Consider the following 18,711-nt stretch of genomic DNA (forward strand, 5'->3'; position numbering starts at 1 on the left):
TGGGGGAAGACGTGGAAGAAACAGGTAGCCCGGATCTTGGTGGCGACGTGCCCAATGACAGGTCCGAAAGAGAAACGCTTCTGAACGCCCGCGGGTTGACCAAGCGGTTCGGTGACATCCTTGCCAACGACAGGGTGGATCTCGTTCTCAACAAGGGTGAAATTCACGCGCTCCTGGGCGAGAACGGTGCCGGGAAATCGACCTTGGTCAAGATGTTCTACGGGTCGCTCGATCCCGATGGCGGCGAGATCTCCTGGAACGGACAGCCGGTGTCGATCAACAACCCGGCAGCGGCGCGGGAACTCGGCATCGGCATGGTCTTCCAGCATTTCTCGCTGTTCGAGGCCCTGACCGTTGTCGAGAACATAGCACTGGCACTGCCCAATCCGGGCAACATGCAGGACCTGGCAAAGCGGATCGAGACGGTTTCACGAGATTACGGACTGCCCTTGCGCCCGGGGGATATCGTCGCCGATCTTCCGGTCGGCATTCGTCAGCGCATCGAAATCGTGCGCTGCCTGCTGCAGGAGCCGCAGCTCATCATCATGGATGAACCGACCTCGGTTCTGACGCCGCAGGAAGCGGATCAGCTTTTCGTCACGCTTCAGCGACTGGCAAAAGAAGACTGTGCCGTTCTTTACATCAGCCATCGGCTGGAGGAAGTGAAACGGATCTGCCATCACGCCACGATCCTGCGGCACGGCAAGGTCGTGCGCGAATGCGATCCGACGAAGGAAACGGCCGCGTCCCTTGCCAGCATGATGGTGGGTGCCGATGTCGCGTCCGTCAGTTCCGGAGACGGGGAGGCGCAGGTCGGGCAAACCCGCCTGACGCTTCAAAAACTGAGCGCACCGGCCGCAACACCCTTCGCGACCGCGCTCACCGGAATTTCCCTGGACCTCAGGGCCGGAGAAGTGGTTGCCATCGCCGGTGTCGCGGGCAACGGGCAAGGGGAGCTCTTCGATGCCATTTCAGGTGAAATGCGTGTGACGGCAGACATGGTGCGGATTGACGGAACCCCTTGCGGCAACAAGAGCATCACCTGGCGGAGAAAGCAGAACGCAGCCTTCGTTCCGGAAGAACGTCTCGGTCACGGTGCCGTACCGGGCATGAAACTCTCCCAGAACATCGTTCTGACGCGCCACAGCACCGGCGACAAACTCGTCGGCGGGGGATTTGTCTCGACCGCCGAGGCAAGCAACCTGGAGAAGCGGATCAAGAAGGCCTTCGATGTCCGCATGTCGCATGACGATCCGGAAGCCAGATCGCTCTCCGGTGGCAACCTCCAGAAATTCGTCGTTGGCAGGGAACTGGATCGGGAACCCGGCGTACTTGTCGTCAACCAGCCGACCTGGGGCGTTGATGCAGGCGCTGCCGCGTTGATCCGCCAGGCCCTGATCGACCTGGCAAGATCCGGGTCCGCCGTCCTCGTAATCAGTCAGGACCTCGATGAAATCTTCGAGATTGCCGACCGGATCGCCGTCATCTCACGCGGCTTCCTGTCTGCCGCGGAACCGGCCACGCAGATGACGCGAGAACGCGTCGGTCTGCTGATGGCGGGTGGCGCCGAAACGCAGGGAGAGGTGGCCTGATGCGTCTCGAGCTTGTCAAAAGAAAAGAACACAGTCAGGCAATGGCCCTGCTGTCCCCCCTGATCGCGGTCTCGCTGACCGCCCTCACGGCCGCAATCATTTTCTCAATAACCGGCCACAATCCTCTGATTGGATTATATAAATTCTTCATAGAACCGCTGACCCAGCAATGGTCCCTGGAAGCGACCATCGACAAGGCAACACCATTGATCCTGATCGGCTGCGGGCTCGCCGTCTGTTACCTGTCAAACAACTGGAACATCGGTGCCGAAGGACAGTTTGTCGTCGGTGCACTGTTCGGGTCCGTTCTGCCGGTTCTGTTTCCGTCTTTCGAAAACGCCGCGACCCTGCCGCTGATGCTGCTGTTCGGAGCCATCGGCGGAGCGCTCTGGGCACTCATTCCCGCGCTTTTGAAGACGCGCTTCAACACCAACGAGATCCTTACGAGCCTGATGCTTGTCTATGTTGCCGGCCTGCTTCTCGATTACCTGGTCCGCGGCCCCTGGCGCGACCCGGGCGGATACAATTTTCCCGAATCCCGGATTTTCTCGGACGCGGCGACGCTTCCGGAAGTGTTCGGGGGCGCGATGAGTCTCTCCGCACCGATCACGATCGTGATCGCGGTCATCCTGGCAGTGGTGCTTGCGAAAACACTGAAAGGCTTCGAGATCAGGGTGATGGGCGAAAGTCCCCGCGCCGGCAGTTTCGCAGGCTTTTCCGCCAAGGGACTGACCTTGTTCTCGTTTGCTCTCGCAGGTGCTCTGGCCGGGCTCGCCGGCACGATGGAAGTCTCCGGCGCACTGAACCAGCTGTTGCCGTCGATTTCGCCCGGTTACGGCTTCACGGCCATCATCGTCGCCTTTCTCGGCAGGCTCAATCCGATCGGCATCATCATCGCCGGCTTCGTGCTTGCGCTGTCTTACATAGGCGGCGAGGGCGTCCAGTCCGCGATGGGTGTTTCCAATGAAATCGCGAGCGTGATCCAGGGTTTGCTGCTGTTTTTCGTGCTCGCCTGCGACACACTGATCCTGTACCGGATAAGACTGGTCACGAAGCGCACGACCGCAGGGGAGGCAACCCATGTTTGAAGCCGTACTTCTGACGGTCATCACGGCCGCGACCCCGCTTCTGATCGCCGCCGTCGGCGAACTCGTCGTTGAACGCTCCGGCGTCCTTAACCTCGGCGTGGAAGGCATGATGATCATGGGAGCCGTGATCGGATTCGCCGTTGCCAACCAGACCGGATCGGGATCGCTGGGGGTCATTGCAGCCATTGCCGCCGGCATGGCTATGTCCGCACTTTTCGCGGTACTGGTGCTGTTTCTCGTGGCAAACCAGGTCGCGACAGGCCTTGCGCTGACGATCCTTGGCATCGGTCTGTCCGGAATGATCGGCGAAGCGTTCATCGGGGTTCCGGGCCTTGATCTGCCGCAGCTCTATATCCCGGTTCTGTCCGAAATCCCGTTTTTCGGACCGGTGTTTTTCCAGCAGGATGCGCTGGTCTACCTGAGTTTCGTGCTCGTCGCCGTCGTTGCCTATGGCCTCTTCCGCACCCGCGTCGGGCTCGTCCTGAGGGCGGTCGGAGACAATCACGGTTCGGCGCATGCCCTTGGATACTCGGTCGTGAAGGTCCGCTTCATGGCGATCCTGTTCGGCGGCGGATGCGCGGGACTGGCGGGCGCCTACCTGTCGTTGGCTTACACGCCGCAATGGGTGGAAAACATGACGGCGGGACGGGGCTGGATCGCCCTGGCTCTGGTTGTTTTTGCCTCCTGGCTGCCGCTGCGCGTCGTCATCGGGGCCTACCTGTTCGGCGCGGTCAGCGTTCTGAACCTGCACGCACAGGCGCTGGAGTTCGACATCCCGTCGCAACTGCTTTCCAGCCTGCCGTATCTGGCCACTATTCTGGTTCTCGTCCTGATATCGGCAAATCGCAGATTGACTTTGGTGAACACTCCGGCATGTCTGGGGAAACCGTTCGTACCGGACCGTTGAACCGGCCGGACAAAGCAACGGTCCTGGCCTGAACGCGATCACGGCCTGGGCCAAACAGAAGATCGCAAAGACAAGAGATCAAACAAGAGGGGACTACTCGTATGAAATCTCTTTTGAAGACCACGGTCGCAGCGTTTGCGTTCGCTGCGCTTGGCACCGCCGCCAATGCAGCCGACGTGAAGGCCTGCTTCGTCTATGTCGGCCCCGTCGGCGACTTCGGCTGGACCTACCAGCACGATCAGGGCCGTCTTGCCGTGGAAGAAAAGTTCGGCGACAAGGTCGAGACCGCCTACCTTGAGAGCGTTGCCGAGGGCCCCGATGCGGAACGCGCCATCGAACGTTTCGCCCGCGAAGGCTGCAACATCATCTTCACCACCTCGTTCGGCTACATGAACCCGACAATCAAGGTTGCAAAGAAATTCCCGGACGTGAAGTTCGAGCACGCCACCGGCTACAAGACGGCGGACAACGTTGCGACCTATAACTCCAAGTTCCACCAGGGCCGCTACATCATCGGCCAGATTGCCGCAAAGCAGTCCAAGACCGGAACCGCCGGCTACATCGCCTCTTTCCCGATCCCGGAAGTGGTCGCCGGCATCAATGCATTCCTGCTCGGAGCCCAGTCCGTCAATCCTGATTTCAAGGTCAAGGTTGTCTGGGTGAACACCTGGTTCGATCCGGGCAAGGAAGCGGACGCTGCCAAGGCCCTGATCGACCAGGGCGCGGACATCATCACACAGCACACCGATTCCACCGCACCGCTTCAGGTCGCACAGGAGCGCGGCGTGCACGGCTTCGGCCAGGCATCCGACATGATCAACTTCGCCAAGGATGCCCAGTACACGGCCATCATCGACGATTGGGCACCGTACTACGTCGAACGCGTCCAGGAAGTGCTCGACGGCAACTGGCACACGCACAGCTCCTGGGAAGGGCTGGCGGAAGGCCACGTCGTGATGGCGCCCTACACCAACCTCCCGGCAGATGTCGTGGAGATGGCACAGGCAACGGAAGCAAAGATCAAGGATGGCTGGGAGCCGTTCACCGGACCGATCACCAAGCAGGATGGTTCGGTTGCCGCGGAAGACGGCGTGCGCCTGGATGACGGCGCCATTCTCGGCATGAACTGGTACGTCCAGGGCATCGACGACAAGCTTCCCGAATAAGCTGACATCAAACGGGCCGGTTCACATGATCCGGCCCGTTTTCTTTCTGTTCAATCCAGTCTGGATATCCGGTGGATCGCGTCCTCGCGCGTGAACAGACCCGGCTGCAGATCCATCCCCAGACCCGGCTTCTCGGGCACCGTGATCATGCCCGTTTCGATTGGCGGCAGGTCGTCGACAAGATCCTGATACCAGTTGAAATAGAAGCCCCGCGCGATTTCCTGCTCCCTGACATTCCTCAAACCGAGCGCAAGATGGGTGGAAACCGCCAGCGTGACCGGCCCCGAGCAGTCGTGGAACGCGACCGGACGGGCGTTTGCCTCTGCAAGCGCGGCGATTTTCCGGGCAATGGTGACGCCGCTGGCCCAGGTAACATCGACGATCGGCGTCGCAATGTCGCCGTCCTCGATCAGCGCCTTGAACTGGCCGAGGCTTGCGAGTGTTTCCCCGCCGGCAAAGGGTACGGGCGAGCTTTCCGTCAGTTTTCGGATATCATCCGTGCGGTCCATCCACACCGGATCCTCGATCCAGTCGATATCGAGCGGTTCCAGCGCTTGTGCGATTTTCTTGGCGGCATTTAGGCTCCAGAGACCATGCAGCTCCGCCTTCAGGCGCATGCGGTCACCATGCGCCTTGCGGATGCGCTCGAACGGCTCCAGCCCCTTTTTGAGATCCGCCAGCGAAATGTCGATCCCGTCCGCTGCGCCTTCCGCCAGGTCGAAAGGCCAGATTTTCATGGAGAAGATCCCCATCTCCATAAGCGATGCGGCAACGTCTTCGGGATGGTTCAGGAACCCGTTGAGATCGTCATGGAGCACAGCTGAGCCGGAGCCTTCGTCGGTTCCGAAATTGTCCGGCCTGACGGCGGAGGTCTTTGAAACATAGGCCGGTCCGGCACACGTGTTGTAGACCGCGATCCGATCGCGCGTCCGACCGCCCAGAAGGTCGACCAGCGGTTTGTTCACCGACTTGGCGGCGAGATCCCAGAGCGCAACATCGACGGCGGCAACGGCGCGGATCTCGGCGCCGGTTCCGGTGAAGCCGACATAGGGCTGCATCTTCATGTTCAGGAACTCGATCCGGCGTGCATCCTGCCCCAGGACAATGGGGGCAATCCGGTCGTGAACATCCGCTTCGCATGGGCCTGCACCGAAATAGGTTTCGCCGAGGCCGGTCAATCCGTCCGAGGTATGGATCCGCACCCACAACAGATTGGGGTGCTCGGCGAGGCGCAGGGTTTCAACGGCTTCTATTTTCAAGGCACTGTCCTGTTCCATTGGAGTTCAAAGCCCGGTTCGCAGACCTGATCGTCCGCACCATGACAGCATTGTTGCGAAGTCCGGTCGCGTTGCAAGGTCAGTCGCACTGATATCAGCTGGCATTCCAGGGTCGCGATAGCTACCTTTCGGATCAGAACGGCATCCTGGCTGGTCCGGCTGCCGCCCGGACCGTTACCCCGGTGCCACTTGCCAGGTGAAGGACAAGCGATGATACAAAGACGCGAACTCATGCTCGGCGCAATCGCTGCCGGAGGGACAACGCTTCAGACCATGAAACAGGCCCAGGCGACAAACGACGGCTCCGACAACGTTGCCGCGAACAAGGCAACAGACCGGTTTGCCCTCGCGCTCGGCGGCGGGGCGGCGAAAGCGTTCGCGCATATTCCGATCCTCGAAGGCCTTGATGAACTCGGCGTCAAACCGGCGGAAATGGCGGGAACGTCAATGGGCTCGATCCTTGGCGGACTGTATGCCGGGGGCATGAGCGGTGCCGAGATCCGGGAATTCGCGGTCGAGTTATTCACGAAGAAAACGCAGCTGTTTCAAAAACTGTTCCTGAAGGACGGCCGCACATGGTCGTCCCTCTTCAATGTGGTGCGGCCGGCCATCATCGATCCGATCATCCTGTTCCAGACCGTCTTTCCCAACACCATGGCCGAGACCTTTTATGAACTCGATATACCGCTCAAGATCATCGCGACGGATTTCTACACGCAGTCGCAAGTCGTGCTCGATGACGGGCAACTGCTGCCGGCAATCGCGGCGTCCTCAGCCTTGCCGATGCTGCTGACGCCGGTCGAGATCAACGGCCGCGTCCTGATAGACGGCGGCTTCGTCAACCCGACACCGTTCGACGTCTTTGAAAGGCCGGACCTGCTGACCGTCGGCGTCGATGTGACGGGAAGCGACTACTCGCACAAGAGCGGTCTTCCGAGCGGCCTGGACACGTGGATCGGGTCGTTTTCCATCACTCTGCATTCCCTCGTTGCAGCCAAGCTCGCCTGCTCGCGCCCAGATCTCCTGATCGAACCGCCGATTGGCAAGTTCAAGACGATGGATTTCTTCAAGATCGAAGACATCCTGGAAGCGGCCGAGCCCGCGAAGGACGTGTTCAAGCGGGAACTCGGCACGCTTCTGGAGAAAACCTAGCGGTCTAAAACGCCGGGCCACGCCTGGAGAAGATGTCCTTGAGCTGATCCGCGCGGTCCGTTGACCAGCCCTCGGGCTCGACCACCGCCGCCCACGCGTCAATATAGTCGGGGGCGACGTAGTAGTGCCCGAACCTTGGAACGTCGAGCGCGAACATGGAATCGAGCGCAAGCTGCAACATGGTCACAATGGGGAACCAGGAGAGCCGGTCGGAAACATCCGGTGCGCGCGGCTGGTCCAGCCAGGCGGGTGGACGCACCGCGCTGTCGAAGGTGAAATTGACGATCGGATCGCTGCCGTAGTTGAGAAAGACAGCCCGAATCGGTCCCCAGGTTCTGAAATCACCGTCAAGTCCACCATATTGATCCATGACGCGCACGAGCGAGCCGTTGCCGAATGTCGGGCGCCAGGCCGGGCTGCCTTCGTTCCGCTGGTCACGCACTTCGGTCCAGTACCTGGAAAAGAACGGCGAACCCGCCCACATGGCACCCTGGATCGGGTCTCCCAGCATGTCGAACAGGGGCAGGGTTGCCTGGGAGTTGAACGCCCCCTGGCTGAGACCGTGTACGTAAAACCGGGGCCTCTCGTCCTTGGGCAACCCCGTCCAGTAATCGTAGATCTTGTCGAACAGCGCCCGGGACTGCGCGACGCCGTAGTCGGGATGCGCAAGCAGGGCCAGCATGCTGGTCAGGTAGGAATACTGCACGGAGACCGTCGCGACATCGCCGGCCAGCATGAAATCAAGCGTGTCATGTGCACCCGGGTCCATCCAGCCGGTACCGACCGGAACCATCACGACGAGCACGGACCGCTCGAACCCGCCGGCCCGGATCAGCTCTTCAAGAGCGAGATCGGCGCGCGCTTCCGCCGTATCGGCCGATCTGCGGCCGACATAGACCCGGAGCGGCTCCATCACGGGTCCGGATTGAAATTCCGAGATCTCCTCGATGGTCGGGGCCGACGCAACGAAGTGGCGCCCCCAGCGTCCCATCTCGTCCCATCTGACCAGCGAGGCAGGACTGCCGGTCTTCGACGGATCCTGTGGCTGCGCGATATCCGGCTCGATTAGCACGTCGGCCGCTTCGAACGATGCATCCGCTGCCCGAAGCGTGGATCTTATCAGCGCTCCGTCGATCAGGGCCCAGAAGAACCAGCCAACCAGGCCGATGGAAAGCACCACGCCGACCTTCTGCGGCACCAAGCGGTCGAGCACACGGGCCACGAACCGCCGAAGGACACCCGCCAGTCTGAAACCCGTCCACAGGCCGAGAAACATGAGCCCTCCGGCAGCGAAGATGAAGAACGGAGCAGCTGTGTCGAGCGGCGGCAGGTCGACTGCCGCGCGCGTCGCGTTCTGCCAGGAGGCCGCCTTTGATAGGGAATAGACGAGAATTCCGGCACTCATCAAAAGCGCGGTTGCCCACCAGACCCACAGAAAGCGGCCCTTGATGTCGGGAATTTCCATGTAGCGCCAGAGGGCGCGCACGAGCATCGCCACCTCGTAACCGAGACTGGCCGCAACGGCCGCAAGCGCGGCCTGAACCATCGGGTCTCGCGGCATCAGGGACGGTGTCAGGGCGGCCCCGAAACAGCTCACCGCGACAACGAGCGCGGTTGCCGACAGACCGTTTCGAATAACCTGTAACAAACCCATGTCTTCCTCGGTCCCAGATCACGCCTTTCACGTTTGATCCCAAGGAATGAGCATGACACGCACGTGCTTGTCTATCGGCTTTTTTGCGGGACCTTAGGGTCAGCGTTTTTTGGCCTGCCGCCGGGAGCTGCGCACCTTCAGGACACCGAAGCCGAGCACGATCGCTCCGGCAACCAGTGCAAGGTGAAAGGGTGAGCCCAGAAGATGGTAGAGAGCGTCGGCCCAGCCCGTCAGTTCATGGTGATCGCCCGGATGGGCAAGGGCGGGTGATGCAAGGGCGGTCAGTGCCGCCGTTGTGACCATGCGTTTCATTCTGCGATATCTCCCGTTTTCAGTCTGTTGGTGAGGATGTCGATCAGGTCCATGTCGAGGCGTTCGGTCAGCGACACATAGGTGAAGGTCATTGTCTCGCGGTCCGAAACCATCGAGCCGGGAAACGGCATATAGACGAGTTCGCGTGACGCGAAGGCCGGGGAGGCCGTGCCGATCTGCCAGTTGGACACGATCTTTGCATCAACCAGATGCTGAACGAGACCGTCCGATCCCGCCTGATGAAACGGAACCCCGGCAAGCCTCAGGTAACTCGTCTTGTCTTCCGCGGAGCGAAAGCCGTCGATGAAGCTGGTGGCAAGCGCCTGCAGCTCGTCCGCCCTTTCGGCATCGGACGCGCCATGCACATGCGAGTGGAGATGATCAGCACCCGCATGATTGTGGCCATGGTGGTGGTGATGATGGTCGTGATCGTGATGATGGTGATCATGGCCGTGGGGGTGAAAGTGATCGTGTGGCATCGGCTTACCCCACATCCGGCCCGGCCGGGATGGAGACCGGTTTGTCGATGATCGACTTGTGCGAGCCCATCTTGCCGTGGGAAACGAGCGTGCCGAGCACGTCGACAATGACCCGGGTCGCCAGCAATGCCGTGATGTCGGAACAATCGTAAGGGGGTGAAACCTCGACAACCTCAAGCCCGCAGATACCTTCCTTCGCGACCAGCGAGACGAGTTCGAGCGCTTCTCTCGGCAGGAAACCGCCCGGCTCCGGCCAGCCGGTTCCGGGAACGAAGCCGCAATCGACGCTGTCGATATCAAACGAAATGTAGACGGCGTCGGCATCCTGCCACGCCAGTTCAAGGGCGCGCGCCGCGGTTTCCGCGAGGCCGAGTTCCTCGACATCCCGCATCGTGAAGATGTTGGTGTTGCGCTCCCGGGCGACCTCGACGCCTTCGCGGGGAACCTGCCATCCGCCGATGCCGATCTGAACCAGATTGACCGCAGGCACATTGACCAGATCCGTTGCGTGGAACCAGGGCGTGGTGTGCATGCGCTCGTCGAGGTCTTTCTCCTGAATGTCGATATGACGGTCGAAATGCACGATGCCGATCCGTTTCGACGTGCATTCGGCAATGCCGCGCACGCACGGGAACCCGATCGAATGGTCCCCGCCGATCATGATCGGCAGGGCACCGGACGAGGCTACGTGGGACACCGCGCGCGTGATCTGGTCGAAGGTCTTCTCGATATTCGCCGGGATCGTGAAGATGTCACCGACATCGCACAGGGTCATCTGCTCACGCAGATCGACGCCCATTTCGTAGTTGTACGGCGTATAGAGCGCGGAGATCTTGCGCACGCCCTGCGGACCGAAACGCGTTCCCGGACGGTAGGTCGTGCCGCCATCGAACGGGATGCCGATGATCGCGGCATCATAAGCGCCGACCTGGGTCACGTCTTCCACGTAGGGCGCTTTGAGGAACGTGTTGATGCCCGCATAATGCGGCAGCTCGCCACGCGCGAAGGTCGGGATCGACTTATCGGTCAGGCTGTCGGAGCCGGTCAGGCCCATGCGCAGGGCCCAGGCCTTTTCCTTTTCCCAGGCTGCGGTCGGCAGGGTGCCTTCCTTTTCCGCGGACTTCCACCCGCGCAGCTGCAGCTTGTCGAAATCGGGATGGTGCTGCCGTTCCGTAGGCTGCCGGGTTGCGACCCCGGCAACCTTGTGCCGCGTCGTCGGACCGGAAGGATCAAAGAAGGTCATGGACGTTCCTCATGAGGGGTTGGTTTGTGAACTGTTGATTGGTTTGCGCGGCGCGCCCGTGCCGATCGTTTCGGCGATGTCGTTGGGCTCGACCGCGTTGCCGGAGCTGTGGGGGGCCTGGAGCGGCAGGTCATAGGTGATCGTCGCCCCGAATGCCTCGGGCGCCTGCGGATCATGGCGGATCTTGTCGAAGACAAGCAGCCGCGTTCCAAGCTTGAACGCCTCGTGGATGTCATGGGTCACCATGAAGATGGTCATGTTGAGTTCGCGCCAGAGATCGAGCAGCAACTCGTGCATGTCGACCCGAATGCCCGGATCGAGCGCGCCGAAGGGTTCGTCCAGTAAGAGGATGCTAGGTCTCTTGATCAGGGCCTGGGCGATCGCGAGGCGCTGCTGCATGCCACCGGAGAGCTGAGCCGGATAGCGGTCGGCGGCAGCTGAAAGACCGATACGCTCGAGCAGATCCCCGATATCGGACAGAGCCGCCTGTTTCCGCGTCCCGAACAGCTTGCCGGCAAGACGTGAGGCCTGGAATTCCTGCGCAAGGATCAGGTTTTCCGCGACCGTCAGATGTGTGAAGACGGAATATTTCTGGAAGACGATGCCCCGGTCGGGCGTCGGTTCTTCCGGCAGCTCGTTGCCGTCCAGTTGGATGGATCCGCGGGTCGGATGTTCCTGGGACAGCAGCATGCGCAGGAACGTCGACTTGCCGCAGCCGGAGGCACCGACGATCGTGCAGAAGGCGCCGGCCTCGACATCCAGATCGACCCGTTCCAGAACGGGTGTGCCGTCGTAGTATTTGGAAACGCCTTTCACCGAAAGCTTGCAAGGGGAGGCCGTCATAGCGCGTCGCTCCCCAGATGGTGCCAGCGAAAGGCGCGCCTGGAAATCAGGAGCAGCAACCTGTCCAGCAGAAAGGCGAGGAGGGTGATCCACACCACGTATGGAAGGATCACGTCCATTGCCAGATAGCGCCGGACGAGAAAGATCCGGTATCCGAGACCGGTGGTCGACGCGATGGCTTCGGCCGAGATGAGAAAGATCCACGCCGGCACGAGACCCAGCCTGAGCGCCGTGATCAGCTTGGGCAGAACCTGAGGCAGAACCAGCCGCGTGATCATCTGCCAGACCGACGCACCGAGCGTCTCAGCCTTGATGATCATCTCCCGCGGGATGTCGAGAACGGCCTGGGCAGTCGAGCGGATCATCACCGGGGCTGTTCCGATCACGATCAGTGCGACCTTGGCAGCCTCGCCGAGGCCGAAGGTGATGAACAGGATCGGCAGGATCGTGATCGGCGGGATCAGGGAGAACGTCGCCAGATAGGGCGCAAGCGCACTTCTCACATGCGGGATGAAACCGATGGCGATGCCGAGGCAAAGCGCCAGCAGCGTCGAAACGGCCATTCCCGTTCCTAGCCGCCACAGGCTGTCGAACGTGTCGACCCACAAGAGCAGGTCCCCGGATCGACGGTCCGGAACGGCTGCCATGCGCCAGAAGGCTTCCCCCATGCGCTCAATCGAGGGCAGGAGCTTGTCGGCAGGGTTTTCAAGCCGCCGGTAGTGGCTTGCGACGGCATAGGTGACGAGCGTCACTGCGAACGGCAGAATGCCGAGTGCAAGGGCGGTTACCCGGGACGGTTTCCGGTTGATGATGCGCATGAGACGTCCTGACGGCGTGCGTTCAAGCGACCCGGCCCCTGAAAGGCCGGGTCATCATTGGTCGTGAACGCTCAAAGCGCTCCGTCGACTGCCATTTGCATGAAGCTCGGATCGAACCGGAGCTTCACGTTGTTGGCATCTCCGTAGATCGAGCCGTCCGCAAAGGCCACGCCGACGAATTCGGGGCTCGGCGCGCCTTCACCCAGAATGCCCTTGTCGTAGAGAAATTCCGCAACGAACTTCATCGTGGCCGGCAGTTCTGCCGCCTTGGTGAACTCCACGGCATCAGCAGGTGTGTAGAACATCTTGGTGGTTGCCAGCTGGGCATCATATCCGGCCAGATCGGTTCCGGAGGCTTCGGCCATGGCCGTGCGTGCGGCAATGCCTTCGTCGCTGTCTGACGACATGATCGACATCAGTTCATACCAGGCACCGACCAGGGCCTTGCCGAAGGCCGGATTGTCCGCGAGCGTTTCAGTATTGACCATCATGACATCGATGATCTCTCCGGGAATGCCGGCGCTGTCGAACACCTTCGTGGCGTTCGGCTGGGCCTCGATTTCCGAAAGCAGCGGGTTCCAGGTCACCACTGAGGTGACATCCGGCGTCGCGTAGGCTGCGATCATGTCGGCGTCGGACGTGTTGACGACCGTCAGGTCCTTCTCCGACAGCCCCACGGTGTCGAGGGCGCGGGCGAGCAGGTAGTGAGACACCGACAATTCGACGAGATTGACCGTCTGGCCCTTGATGTCGGCAAGATCCGACTTGTCTTTCAGGATGATGCCGTCATTGCCGTTGGAATAGTCACCGACAATCAACGCGGTCGTGTCGACGCCGCCGCCAGCAGGGATCGACAGGGCATCCATGTTGGTCATGGAGCAGCCGTCATATTCGCCGGCCGTGTACTGGTTGATGGATTCGACATAGTCGTTGATCTGTACGATCTCCACGTCGATCTCGTACTTGTCGGCCCATTTTTTCATGATGCCGCTGTCTTGCAGGTAGCCCCAGGGCATCCAGCCGACATAGATCGACCAGCAGACCTTGAAGTCTTTCTTTTCCTCGGCCTGAACCGATGCAACGGACAGAGGCACTGTCAACGCCGCTGCGAGTAGGGAAGCTTTGGCTATGGATTTCAACATTCGTGCGCGTCTCCTGTCTTTAGCCCGCTGGAAGGAACCGGTTGGGCTTCAATCATGAGTTTCTTGCGCACGTCCGGGAGCAGGTTCGCGCGCGCGAAACCTCGTGCAGTAGTCTCCCGGGTTTTTGTCCCGCCGTGTCACCGGACTATGCTGGTCAGCGACCTTCTGCGTCCGGTTTGCACCTCTTGGTCCTGCGTCATGATCGACCGGATCCCTAGGCGCGCTGCACACCTTTGAAGTAGCAATCTGGATGCCAGTTGCCTCGGAGCTTTAGATTATCTTTTTAAAACAATAGCTTATTAAGATCGTCCGAGTCAGTTAGAAGACACGCGCATCTCTCGACAGAAACGTTCTGTCCAAAAAACAGGCATGCGTGACCACTTTTAGGTCATCCATGCCAGGGAAAGTCCGGTTGAAGGTTCAGACCTTACTCAGGTCTCGCCGCCCGCGGACCGCTTGTAGTCCTTCACCTCGCAAAGGTCGGACCCGAGCACCTTGTCGATCTCGGCCTTGATGTCCGTGCGGCGGTCCCGGTTCTCATAAAGCGCGCGCGATGCGTCCACGAAGGCCGGCCCGAAGTCGCCGCGCCGGATGAACTCCCTGACAAGATTTTCCAGATCCCACAGGGCAACGTTCACCTGTCTGAGTTTGTCGGTGAGGGAAGACACTTCCGCGGCCCTTGGAACGGAACAGAAGACGATGGACCTGTATTCGGCCAGGGCCTCCTTGATGATCTCGAGCTTGTCGGCATCGGTGATCTTTTCGCGCTTGATCTCAAGGATCGTCAGCCGATCAAAGAATTCGCCGTGCGACACCGGTATGTTTAGCGACATAACGACCAGCCGGGTTCGAGAAACATCGTATCAAGAGAAATCAAGCCGAAAAACCGCATCATCAGTCAAGCAATTTCTCCAAATGTGTTTAACTTCCAAAGCCTGAGGAACATGTAAATGACAAACATTACGTAAAAATATCGATGCGAAACTCAGAAATTCTTTCCAAGTTCTGGAATCAGTTCCTTTGCTTGTCATTTTCCAGGGATCTAAACGAAGCCCTCCCTGTTTCCGCTACGCCTCCACCTGCCTTATTGCGGATCCGGAACGCTGCTGATACACCTATAAAGTGTGCCTTGTGGGGACGCACACATCATTCCGCTTGCTGCAACGCATCAGGCGACGCCGGCGCAGCGGACGACCGCTGCAGGGAAATCGGGAAAACGCACCGCAACAGGCCGGATCGGCCGCCGATACCCTGCCCACCCACAAAGGAATTCACACCATGACGCAGACCGACAGACCCAGTGCAGGGCAGATCGTTTGGGAAGATCTGGAATTCAGAATGGGACTGCTCAACGGGCTGGCCCAAATCGTTGGCATTCTGACAAGCCACGTGGCGGCGGCCAGCGAAGATCCTCATGAAACGACCGAAGAAATCCTGGCGGTCATCATCAAGGAGCGCGCCAACTGGCACGGCCATCCCTACGGCGAAGGCCTCGAATGCGCCATCGACGCGGTCCGCGAGCATAAGATACCTTCAAGATAAAGCCGGGAAGAGGGGCGCGCCGACCCTTGCGCGCCCCATTTTGCGCGTCACAAGAATCCTGATCGCTGCCGTGTAAGCTCAGGGTACGGACTTATAGATGAAGTCAATTTGGTTTGGATCATTATGACCAGTTGCGAGGAGCGCAATCGCAGAAAATGTGGTCCATATTCGAGCCTTTCGCGACGCGGCAGATGGCCAAAACGGCCAAATCCGAAGGACGGCAAAATGGCTTCTCTTCGCAGCGTCACTGCGCTTCACCGGGCAAAAAGCCCGCTCTACCTGCGCTTACTCGCAAGATTTCGCCATTTCTGCCGCCAGATCGGCTTCATTTAGGAGTCCGACGCCTGATTTCACTTCGTCGCCAGGTCCTGATGTCTCCGAAGGTTTCGATATCAGTCCTCTGCGCCAGACGTTCAAGCGCGGCGTTGACGATATCACTGGATGGAAGCGTCTTCCCGCCGAATGTCATCGCCAAAAGCATGGCAACTTTCATCTGACGTCTTCCGGGCTCAAGTCTTTCATACAGCACAGCCTCAAGCTGGATGATATCGTCACAGTCCGTCATTCTTCATAGTCTGGAGAGCCAGCGACTTGAGGTCAATCGCATACACTGGGGGAGTTTTCCATCCTGAGCGCGCTTCAGGATCGTCTGACGCAACATGCGCAATCTGCGTAACTGTGCCGCTGTATCCGCTGTAAAAATCAGCCCTGTGATTTATGCGGTGACATCCGAAGCAGGTTGCGCAATCTGACACATGAACTCTGCCTGCCACGTGCCTCCGGACCCCTGCTGGAAGGCTTGCAATGACCGAAAAAAAGTATGTGATTGATGCAGGCATGGGTGTCCGGAACGGTATGATGTTTCTGTGTCCGGTCAAGAGGGACAAAGACGGAAACCTCGTTCCCGACACGTCCGAACCCCGCATTCTCTGCGACAGCCTGGAAGACCGCGTGATCGTCGGCATCTTCCACGCAGACGGCCCCGAAGCCCTCGACGCGTTCTGCGAGGACCACAAGAACGAGATCCGGCGGGTTCTGGCGCAGCTTTTGTAATTCGCGCGGAAAACGAAAGGCGGCGTATTTCCGTGCGGCGCCACATCGGGATACGGAAGTGTTCCCCCGACTTGTCGTCCCGGTTTGCCGTGAAAGCGGCAAGACCGGGACCCAGTAGCCGATGTGCGCGGAGACAGAAGAAAAACAGAAAATCAAATGTTTACTGGGTTCCGGCCTTCCGCTGCGCTTCAACCGGAATGACAAGTTCAAAGACTGCGGATCGCCTCACTCGTTCAATTCAGATCAAAAACGGACAGCAGTGGACCTGATTTGAGAGGAGCGTGCCTTTGTCCTCACTTTCCTGTCGCGCGGTCAGGTCCAAGCGGACCTGATCGATCTATGGATCATGAGGAAGAAGATTGTCAGCCACAGCGAAAATAGCAGGATTGCTGGTGGGACATTGACGGCACATTTGACCCGGCTTCCCCACCAACGACCGGATTTGTCCGTGGTAAGTTCTCGTCACTTCGCGCATCTGAGCAAAGCCAAGGGAGAACATTTCTCTCAAAAATATAAAGAGTTAATGGCGGTGAGGGTGGGATTCGAACCCACGGTACGCTCTCACGCACGGCGGTTTTCAAGACCGCTGCCTTAAACCACTCGGCCACCTCACCAATGCAGCCATGGCGCGTCGGCGCGGGCGGCATTTGTTTCCGTTTCGTTGGTCTTGAACGGAAAGTCAAGAGCCGGTCCTTCGGCGGGCGGGGAATTCGGAAAAATCGTGTGGAATGCGGCGGAGACCGCAGGCGGGGCCTTTGGCATGTTCCGGTTCCGGGCGCTTTGGGTTGGGTAGGGCAGGGTGCGCTGCGGCACCGGAACATGACAAAGTGTGGGGCCGCCGGTCCGGTGTCGTGGGCAGGGTTTGAACCGGCGGCCAAAGCTGGAGGTGGGTTCCAGCATTGCTGTGACAGGGCGGTCACGAGCAATGAAGACACACTAGGCCGAACCGCCGGCAACCGATGTGACCTACGTCACAACCTGATCATTTGACGATTTTTTGCAGACTGTCACTTGTCTGCAACAATTACGGGACCGCATAAATTTCAGGCATTTCAGGAACTTACCGCAAGGGAATGCGCCACGGGAGCGTAAACGGCGTCAAAACCTGTGACTGCCCGGAAAAGCCGTTCCGGACAGCCTCGACGGCGCGTTTACTTTGCAGTAAGACACTTGCCATTAAACAGGCTGGATGTCTGGGATGTGCCGCGGGGGCAGCGCATCTGCGGTGTAAAAGCCGGCAGACGGAAAAAGTAGCCTGGAACCGGCCTGTTTGCGGCCGGAGTATCGCGTGAGCTACGGGGCCGCCAGCGCGTTTATGAGTAGGACGGCAGGATGCAAGGGATGGGCGTAGAAACTTGCCGGATGGCAGGAACGTCTTCGGGGACAAACGGCTGCGGGTTTGAGCGAAGCAGCTGGAAACAACTGCGCACGGTGTTCCTGACGGTCGCCGCAGTATCGTTCGTGGCCGCGTGCAGCTCTGCTCCCGAAAAACCCAAGGCCAAGTTCAGCCCCGAAAAATATGGCGTGAAGGCCAGCCCGCGCATGGTCGCCTCCGGCAAACCGGTGCCCAAGGGCGGTGGACGCTATGTCATCGGCAAGAAGTACAAGATCGCCGGCAAGTGGTATTACCCGGAGCATGACCCGGACTACAAAAAGACGGGACTTGCATCCTGGTACGGCCCGACATTCCACGGACGGAAGACGGCGAACGGTGAAATCTTTGACCGTAACGCTCTGACCGCTGCGCACACCACGATGCCGTTGCCGTCCTACGCACGGGTGACGAACACGTCCAACGGCCGTTCGATGATCGTCCGCGTGAACGATCGCGGCCCCTTCCACGGCAATCGCATCATCGACCTGTCCGAACGGGTTGCAACGATGCTGGACACGAAATCAGCAGGTGTGGGCAAGGTCAAGGTCGAGTATGTCGGCCGGGCTCCGCTTCACGGTGAGGACGAAGAATACCTGATGGCGTCCTATACCGGCCCGGGTTCCGTCGCACCCGGTGCATCGCGTCCCGGCACTCTGATCGCCCAGGTCCCGGCAGAACTCATTTACGGCAAGGTTCCGGCTCCCGCCGCGCGGCCTTACCTTTCCGCGGCAACGCTTGCCTCCGCAAAACGGGGCCAGCCGGGCGTCCAGGTCGCGGCGTTCGACCCGGCGATTGCCTTCGAGGCCGGAAACCCCGCCATCAAGGTCGCATCCAACAACCGCTTCCAGCCAACCACGGGGTCCCTTTCGTCCAGCTACGCTCCGGTGAACAAACCGGTGCACGCACCGTTCCCGGGTTCGGTTGATAGATTCCAGTCCGGAAGCGCGATATCGTCCTATACGGCGAACCAGCGCGTTTCCGGAGCTCACGCGGTCTTGTCCACAAGCGTTTCGCAAGGCCTTTCCATGCGTCAGCTGGCTGCTAAGATCCCATCGGGCAACTAGCAAA

General features: G+C 59.9%; 18 protein-coding genes, 1 tRNA gene and 1 riboswitch. Of the genes, 8 read left to right on the forward strand and 11 right to left on the reverse strand.

Annotated elements, in window-relative coordinates; translation table 11 throughout:
- Positions 1–11: 11 nt before the first annotated feature.
- The 4 genes from ACO07N_RS22000 to ACO07N_RS22015 all read left to right on the forward strand — a co-directional run bounded on the left by ACO07N_RS22000 (position 12) and on the right by ACO07N_RS22015 (position 4,753).
- Positions 12–1,592 carry an ABC transporter ATP-binding protein gene (locus ACO07N_RS22000; RefSeq protein WP_421983077.1) on the forward strand — a complete coding sequence of 527 codons (1,581 nt, stop codon included), beginning with the start codon at positions 12–14 and terminating at the stop codon, positions 1,590–1,592.
- Positions 1,592–2,680 carry an ABC transporter permease gene (locus ACO07N_RS22005; RefSeq protein ID WP_421983078.1) on the forward strand — a complete coding sequence of 363 codons (1,089 nt, stop codon included), beginning with the start codon at positions 1,592–1,594 and terminating at the stop codon, positions 2,678–2,680. The genes ACO07N_RS22000 and ACO07N_RS22005 overlap by 1 nt, the downstream gene beginning before the upstream one ends.
- The gene (locus ACO07N_RS22010) at positions 2,673–3,587 is read left to right on the forward strand and encodes an ABC transporter permease (RefSeq protein WP_421983079.1); all 915 of its coding nucleotides are present in this window, start codon (positions 2,673–2,675) and stop codon (positions 3,585–3,587) included. Before ACO07N_RS22005 ends, ACO07N_RS22010 begins: the two co-directional genes overlap by 8 nt.
- Positions 3,588–3,688: 101 nt before the next feature.
- On the forward strand, positions 3,689–4,753 hold the full coding sequence (locus ACO07N_RS22015; protein ID WP_421983080.1) for a BMP family ABC transporter substrate-binding protein: 1,065 nt from the start codon (positions 3,689–3,691) through the stop codon (positions 4,751–4,753).
- A 50-nt stretch (positions 4,754–4,803) separates the two neighbouring features.
- Here the strand turns inward: ACO07N_RS22015 and ACO07N_RS22020 are convergent, their stop codons facing one another.
- Positions 4,804–6,012 carry a mandelate racemase/muconate lactonizing enzyme family protein gene (locus tag ACO07N_RS22020; protein WP_421983081.1) on the reverse strand — a complete coding sequence of 403 codons (1,209 nt, stop codon included), beginning with the start codon at positions 6,010–6,012 and terminating at the stop codon, positions 4,804–4,806.
- Between the two features lie 228 nt (positions 6,013–6,240).
- On the opposite strand from ACO07N_RS22020, the gene ACO07N_RS22025 reads away from it, so the two are divergent.
- Entirely contained in the window at positions 6,241–7,182 is a 942-nt protein-coding gene (locus ACO07N_RS22025; RefSeq protein WP_421983082.1) for a patatin-like phospholipase family protein, read from the forward strand.
- Positions 7,183–7,186: 4 nt separating this feature from the next.
- Here ACO07N_RS22025 and ACO07N_RS22030 read toward each other — a convergent pair whose 3' ends face one another.
- The 8 genes from ACO07N_RS22030 to ACO07N_RS22065 all read right to left on the reverse strand — a co-directional run bounded on the left by ACO07N_RS22030 (position 7,187) and on the right by ACO07N_RS22065 (position 14,506).
- Positions 7,187–8,836, reverse strand: coding sequence for an alpha/beta hydrolase (locus ACO07N_RS22030; RefSeq protein ID WP_421983083.1), 1,650 nt, complete (start codon positions 8,834–8,836; stop codon positions 7,187–7,189).
- Positions 8,837–8,935: 99 nt separating this feature from the next.
- Positions 8,936–9,148, reverse strand: a complete 213-nt coding sequence (locus ACO07N_RS22035) for a hypothetical protein (protein WP_421983084.1) — start codon at positions 9,146–9,148, stop codon at positions 8,936–8,938.
- Positions 9,145–9,627 (reverse strand): hypothetical protein, encoded by a 483-nt coding sequence (locus tag ACO07N_RS22040; RefSeq protein WP_421983085.1) that lies wholly within the window; start codon positions 9,625–9,627, stop codon positions 9,145–9,147. The genes ACO07N_RS22035 and ACO07N_RS22040 overlap by 4 nt, the downstream gene beginning before the upstream one ends.
- Before the next feature lie 4 nt (positions 9,628–9,631).
- Complete coding sequence (locus ACO07N_RS22045) at positions 9,632–10,870, reverse strand: agmatinase family protein (protein WP_421983086.1); 1,239 nt, start codon at positions 10,868–10,870, stop codon at positions 9,632–9,634.
- Between the two features lie 9 nt (positions 10,871–10,879).
- Positions 10,880–11,713: an ABC transporter ATP-binding protein gene (locus ACO07N_RS22050; RefSeq protein ID WP_421983087.1), complete on the reverse strand. Its 834-nt coding sequence runs from the start codon at positions 11,711–11,713 to the stop codon at positions 10,880–10,882.
- Positions 11,710–12,531 carry an ABC transporter permease gene (locus ACO07N_RS22055; protein ID WP_421983088.1) on the reverse strand — a complete coding sequence of 274 codons (822 nt, stop codon included), beginning with the start codon at positions 12,529–12,531 and terminating at the stop codon, positions 11,710–11,712. Before ACO07N_RS22055 ends, ACO07N_RS22050 begins: the two co-directional genes overlap by 4 nt.
- Before the next feature lie 71 nt (positions 12,532–12,602).
- Positions 12,603–13,673, reverse strand: a complete 1,071-nt coding sequence (locus ACO07N_RS22060; protein ID WP_421983089.1) for a putative urea ABC transporter substrate-binding protein — start codon at positions 13,671–13,673, stop codon at positions 12,603–12,605.
- Between the two features lie 111 nt (positions 13,674–13,784).
- A riboswitch (guanidine-I (ykkC/yxkD leader) is annotated at positions 13,785–13,902 on the reverse strand.
- A 202-nt stretch (positions 13,903–14,104) separates the two neighbouring features.
- The gene (locus ACO07N_RS22065) at positions 14,105–14,506 is read right to left on the reverse strand and encodes a hypothetical protein (protein ID WP_421983090.1); all 402 of its coding nucleotides are present in this window, start codon (positions 14,504–14,506) and stop codon (positions 14,105–14,107) included.
- 445 nt (positions 14,507–14,951) lie between these two features.
- Here ACO07N_RS22065 and ACO07N_RS22070 point away from each other — a divergent pair, with 445 nt between their 5' ends.
- On the forward strand, positions 14,952–15,215 hold the full coding sequence (locus ACO07N_RS22070; RefSeq protein WP_421983091.1) for a hypothetical protein: 264 nt from the start codon (positions 14,952–14,954) through the stop codon (positions 15,213–15,215).
- Between the two features lie 325 nt (positions 15,216–15,540).
- On the opposite strand, the gene ACO07N_RS22075 is transcribed toward ACO07N_RS22070, so the two are convergent.
- Positions 15,541–15,780 (reverse strand): hypothetical protein, encoded by a 240-nt coding sequence (locus tag ACO07N_RS22075; RefSeq protein WP_421983092.1) that lies wholly within the window; start codon positions 15,778–15,780, stop codon positions 15,541–15,543.
- 239 nt (positions 15,781–16,019) lie between these two features.
- Between ACO07N_RS22075 and ACO07N_RS22080 the strand changes: the two genes are divergently transcribed.
- Positions 16,020–16,268 carry a hypothetical protein gene (locus ACO07N_RS22080; RefSeq protein WP_421983093.1) on the forward strand — a complete coding sequence of 83 codons (249 nt, stop codon included), beginning with the start codon at positions 16,020–16,022 and terminating at the stop codon, positions 16,266–16,268.
- Between the two features lie 524 nt (positions 16,269–16,792).
- Here ACO07N_RS22080 and ACO07N_RS22085 read toward each other — a convergent pair.
- A tRNA-Ser gene (locus ACO07N_RS22085) sits at positions 16,793–16,882 on the reverse strand.
- A gap of 727 nt (positions 16,883–17,609) precedes the next feature.
- On the opposite strand from ACO07N_RS22085, the gene ACO07N_RS22090 reads away from it, so the two are divergent.
- Complete coding sequence (locus ACO07N_RS22090) at positions 17,610–18,707, forward strand: septal ring lytic transglycosylase RlpA family protein (RefSeq protein ID WP_421983094.1); 1,098 nt, start codon at positions 17,610–17,612, stop codon at positions 18,705–18,707.
- The last annotated feature ends 4 nt before the right edge of the window (positions 18,708–18,711 follow it).

Origin of the sequence: Roseibium sp. (assembly GCF_965229775.1) — a bacterium.
Lineage (GTDB): Bacteria > Pseudomonadota > Alphaproteobacteria > Rhizobiales > Stappiaceae > Roseibium.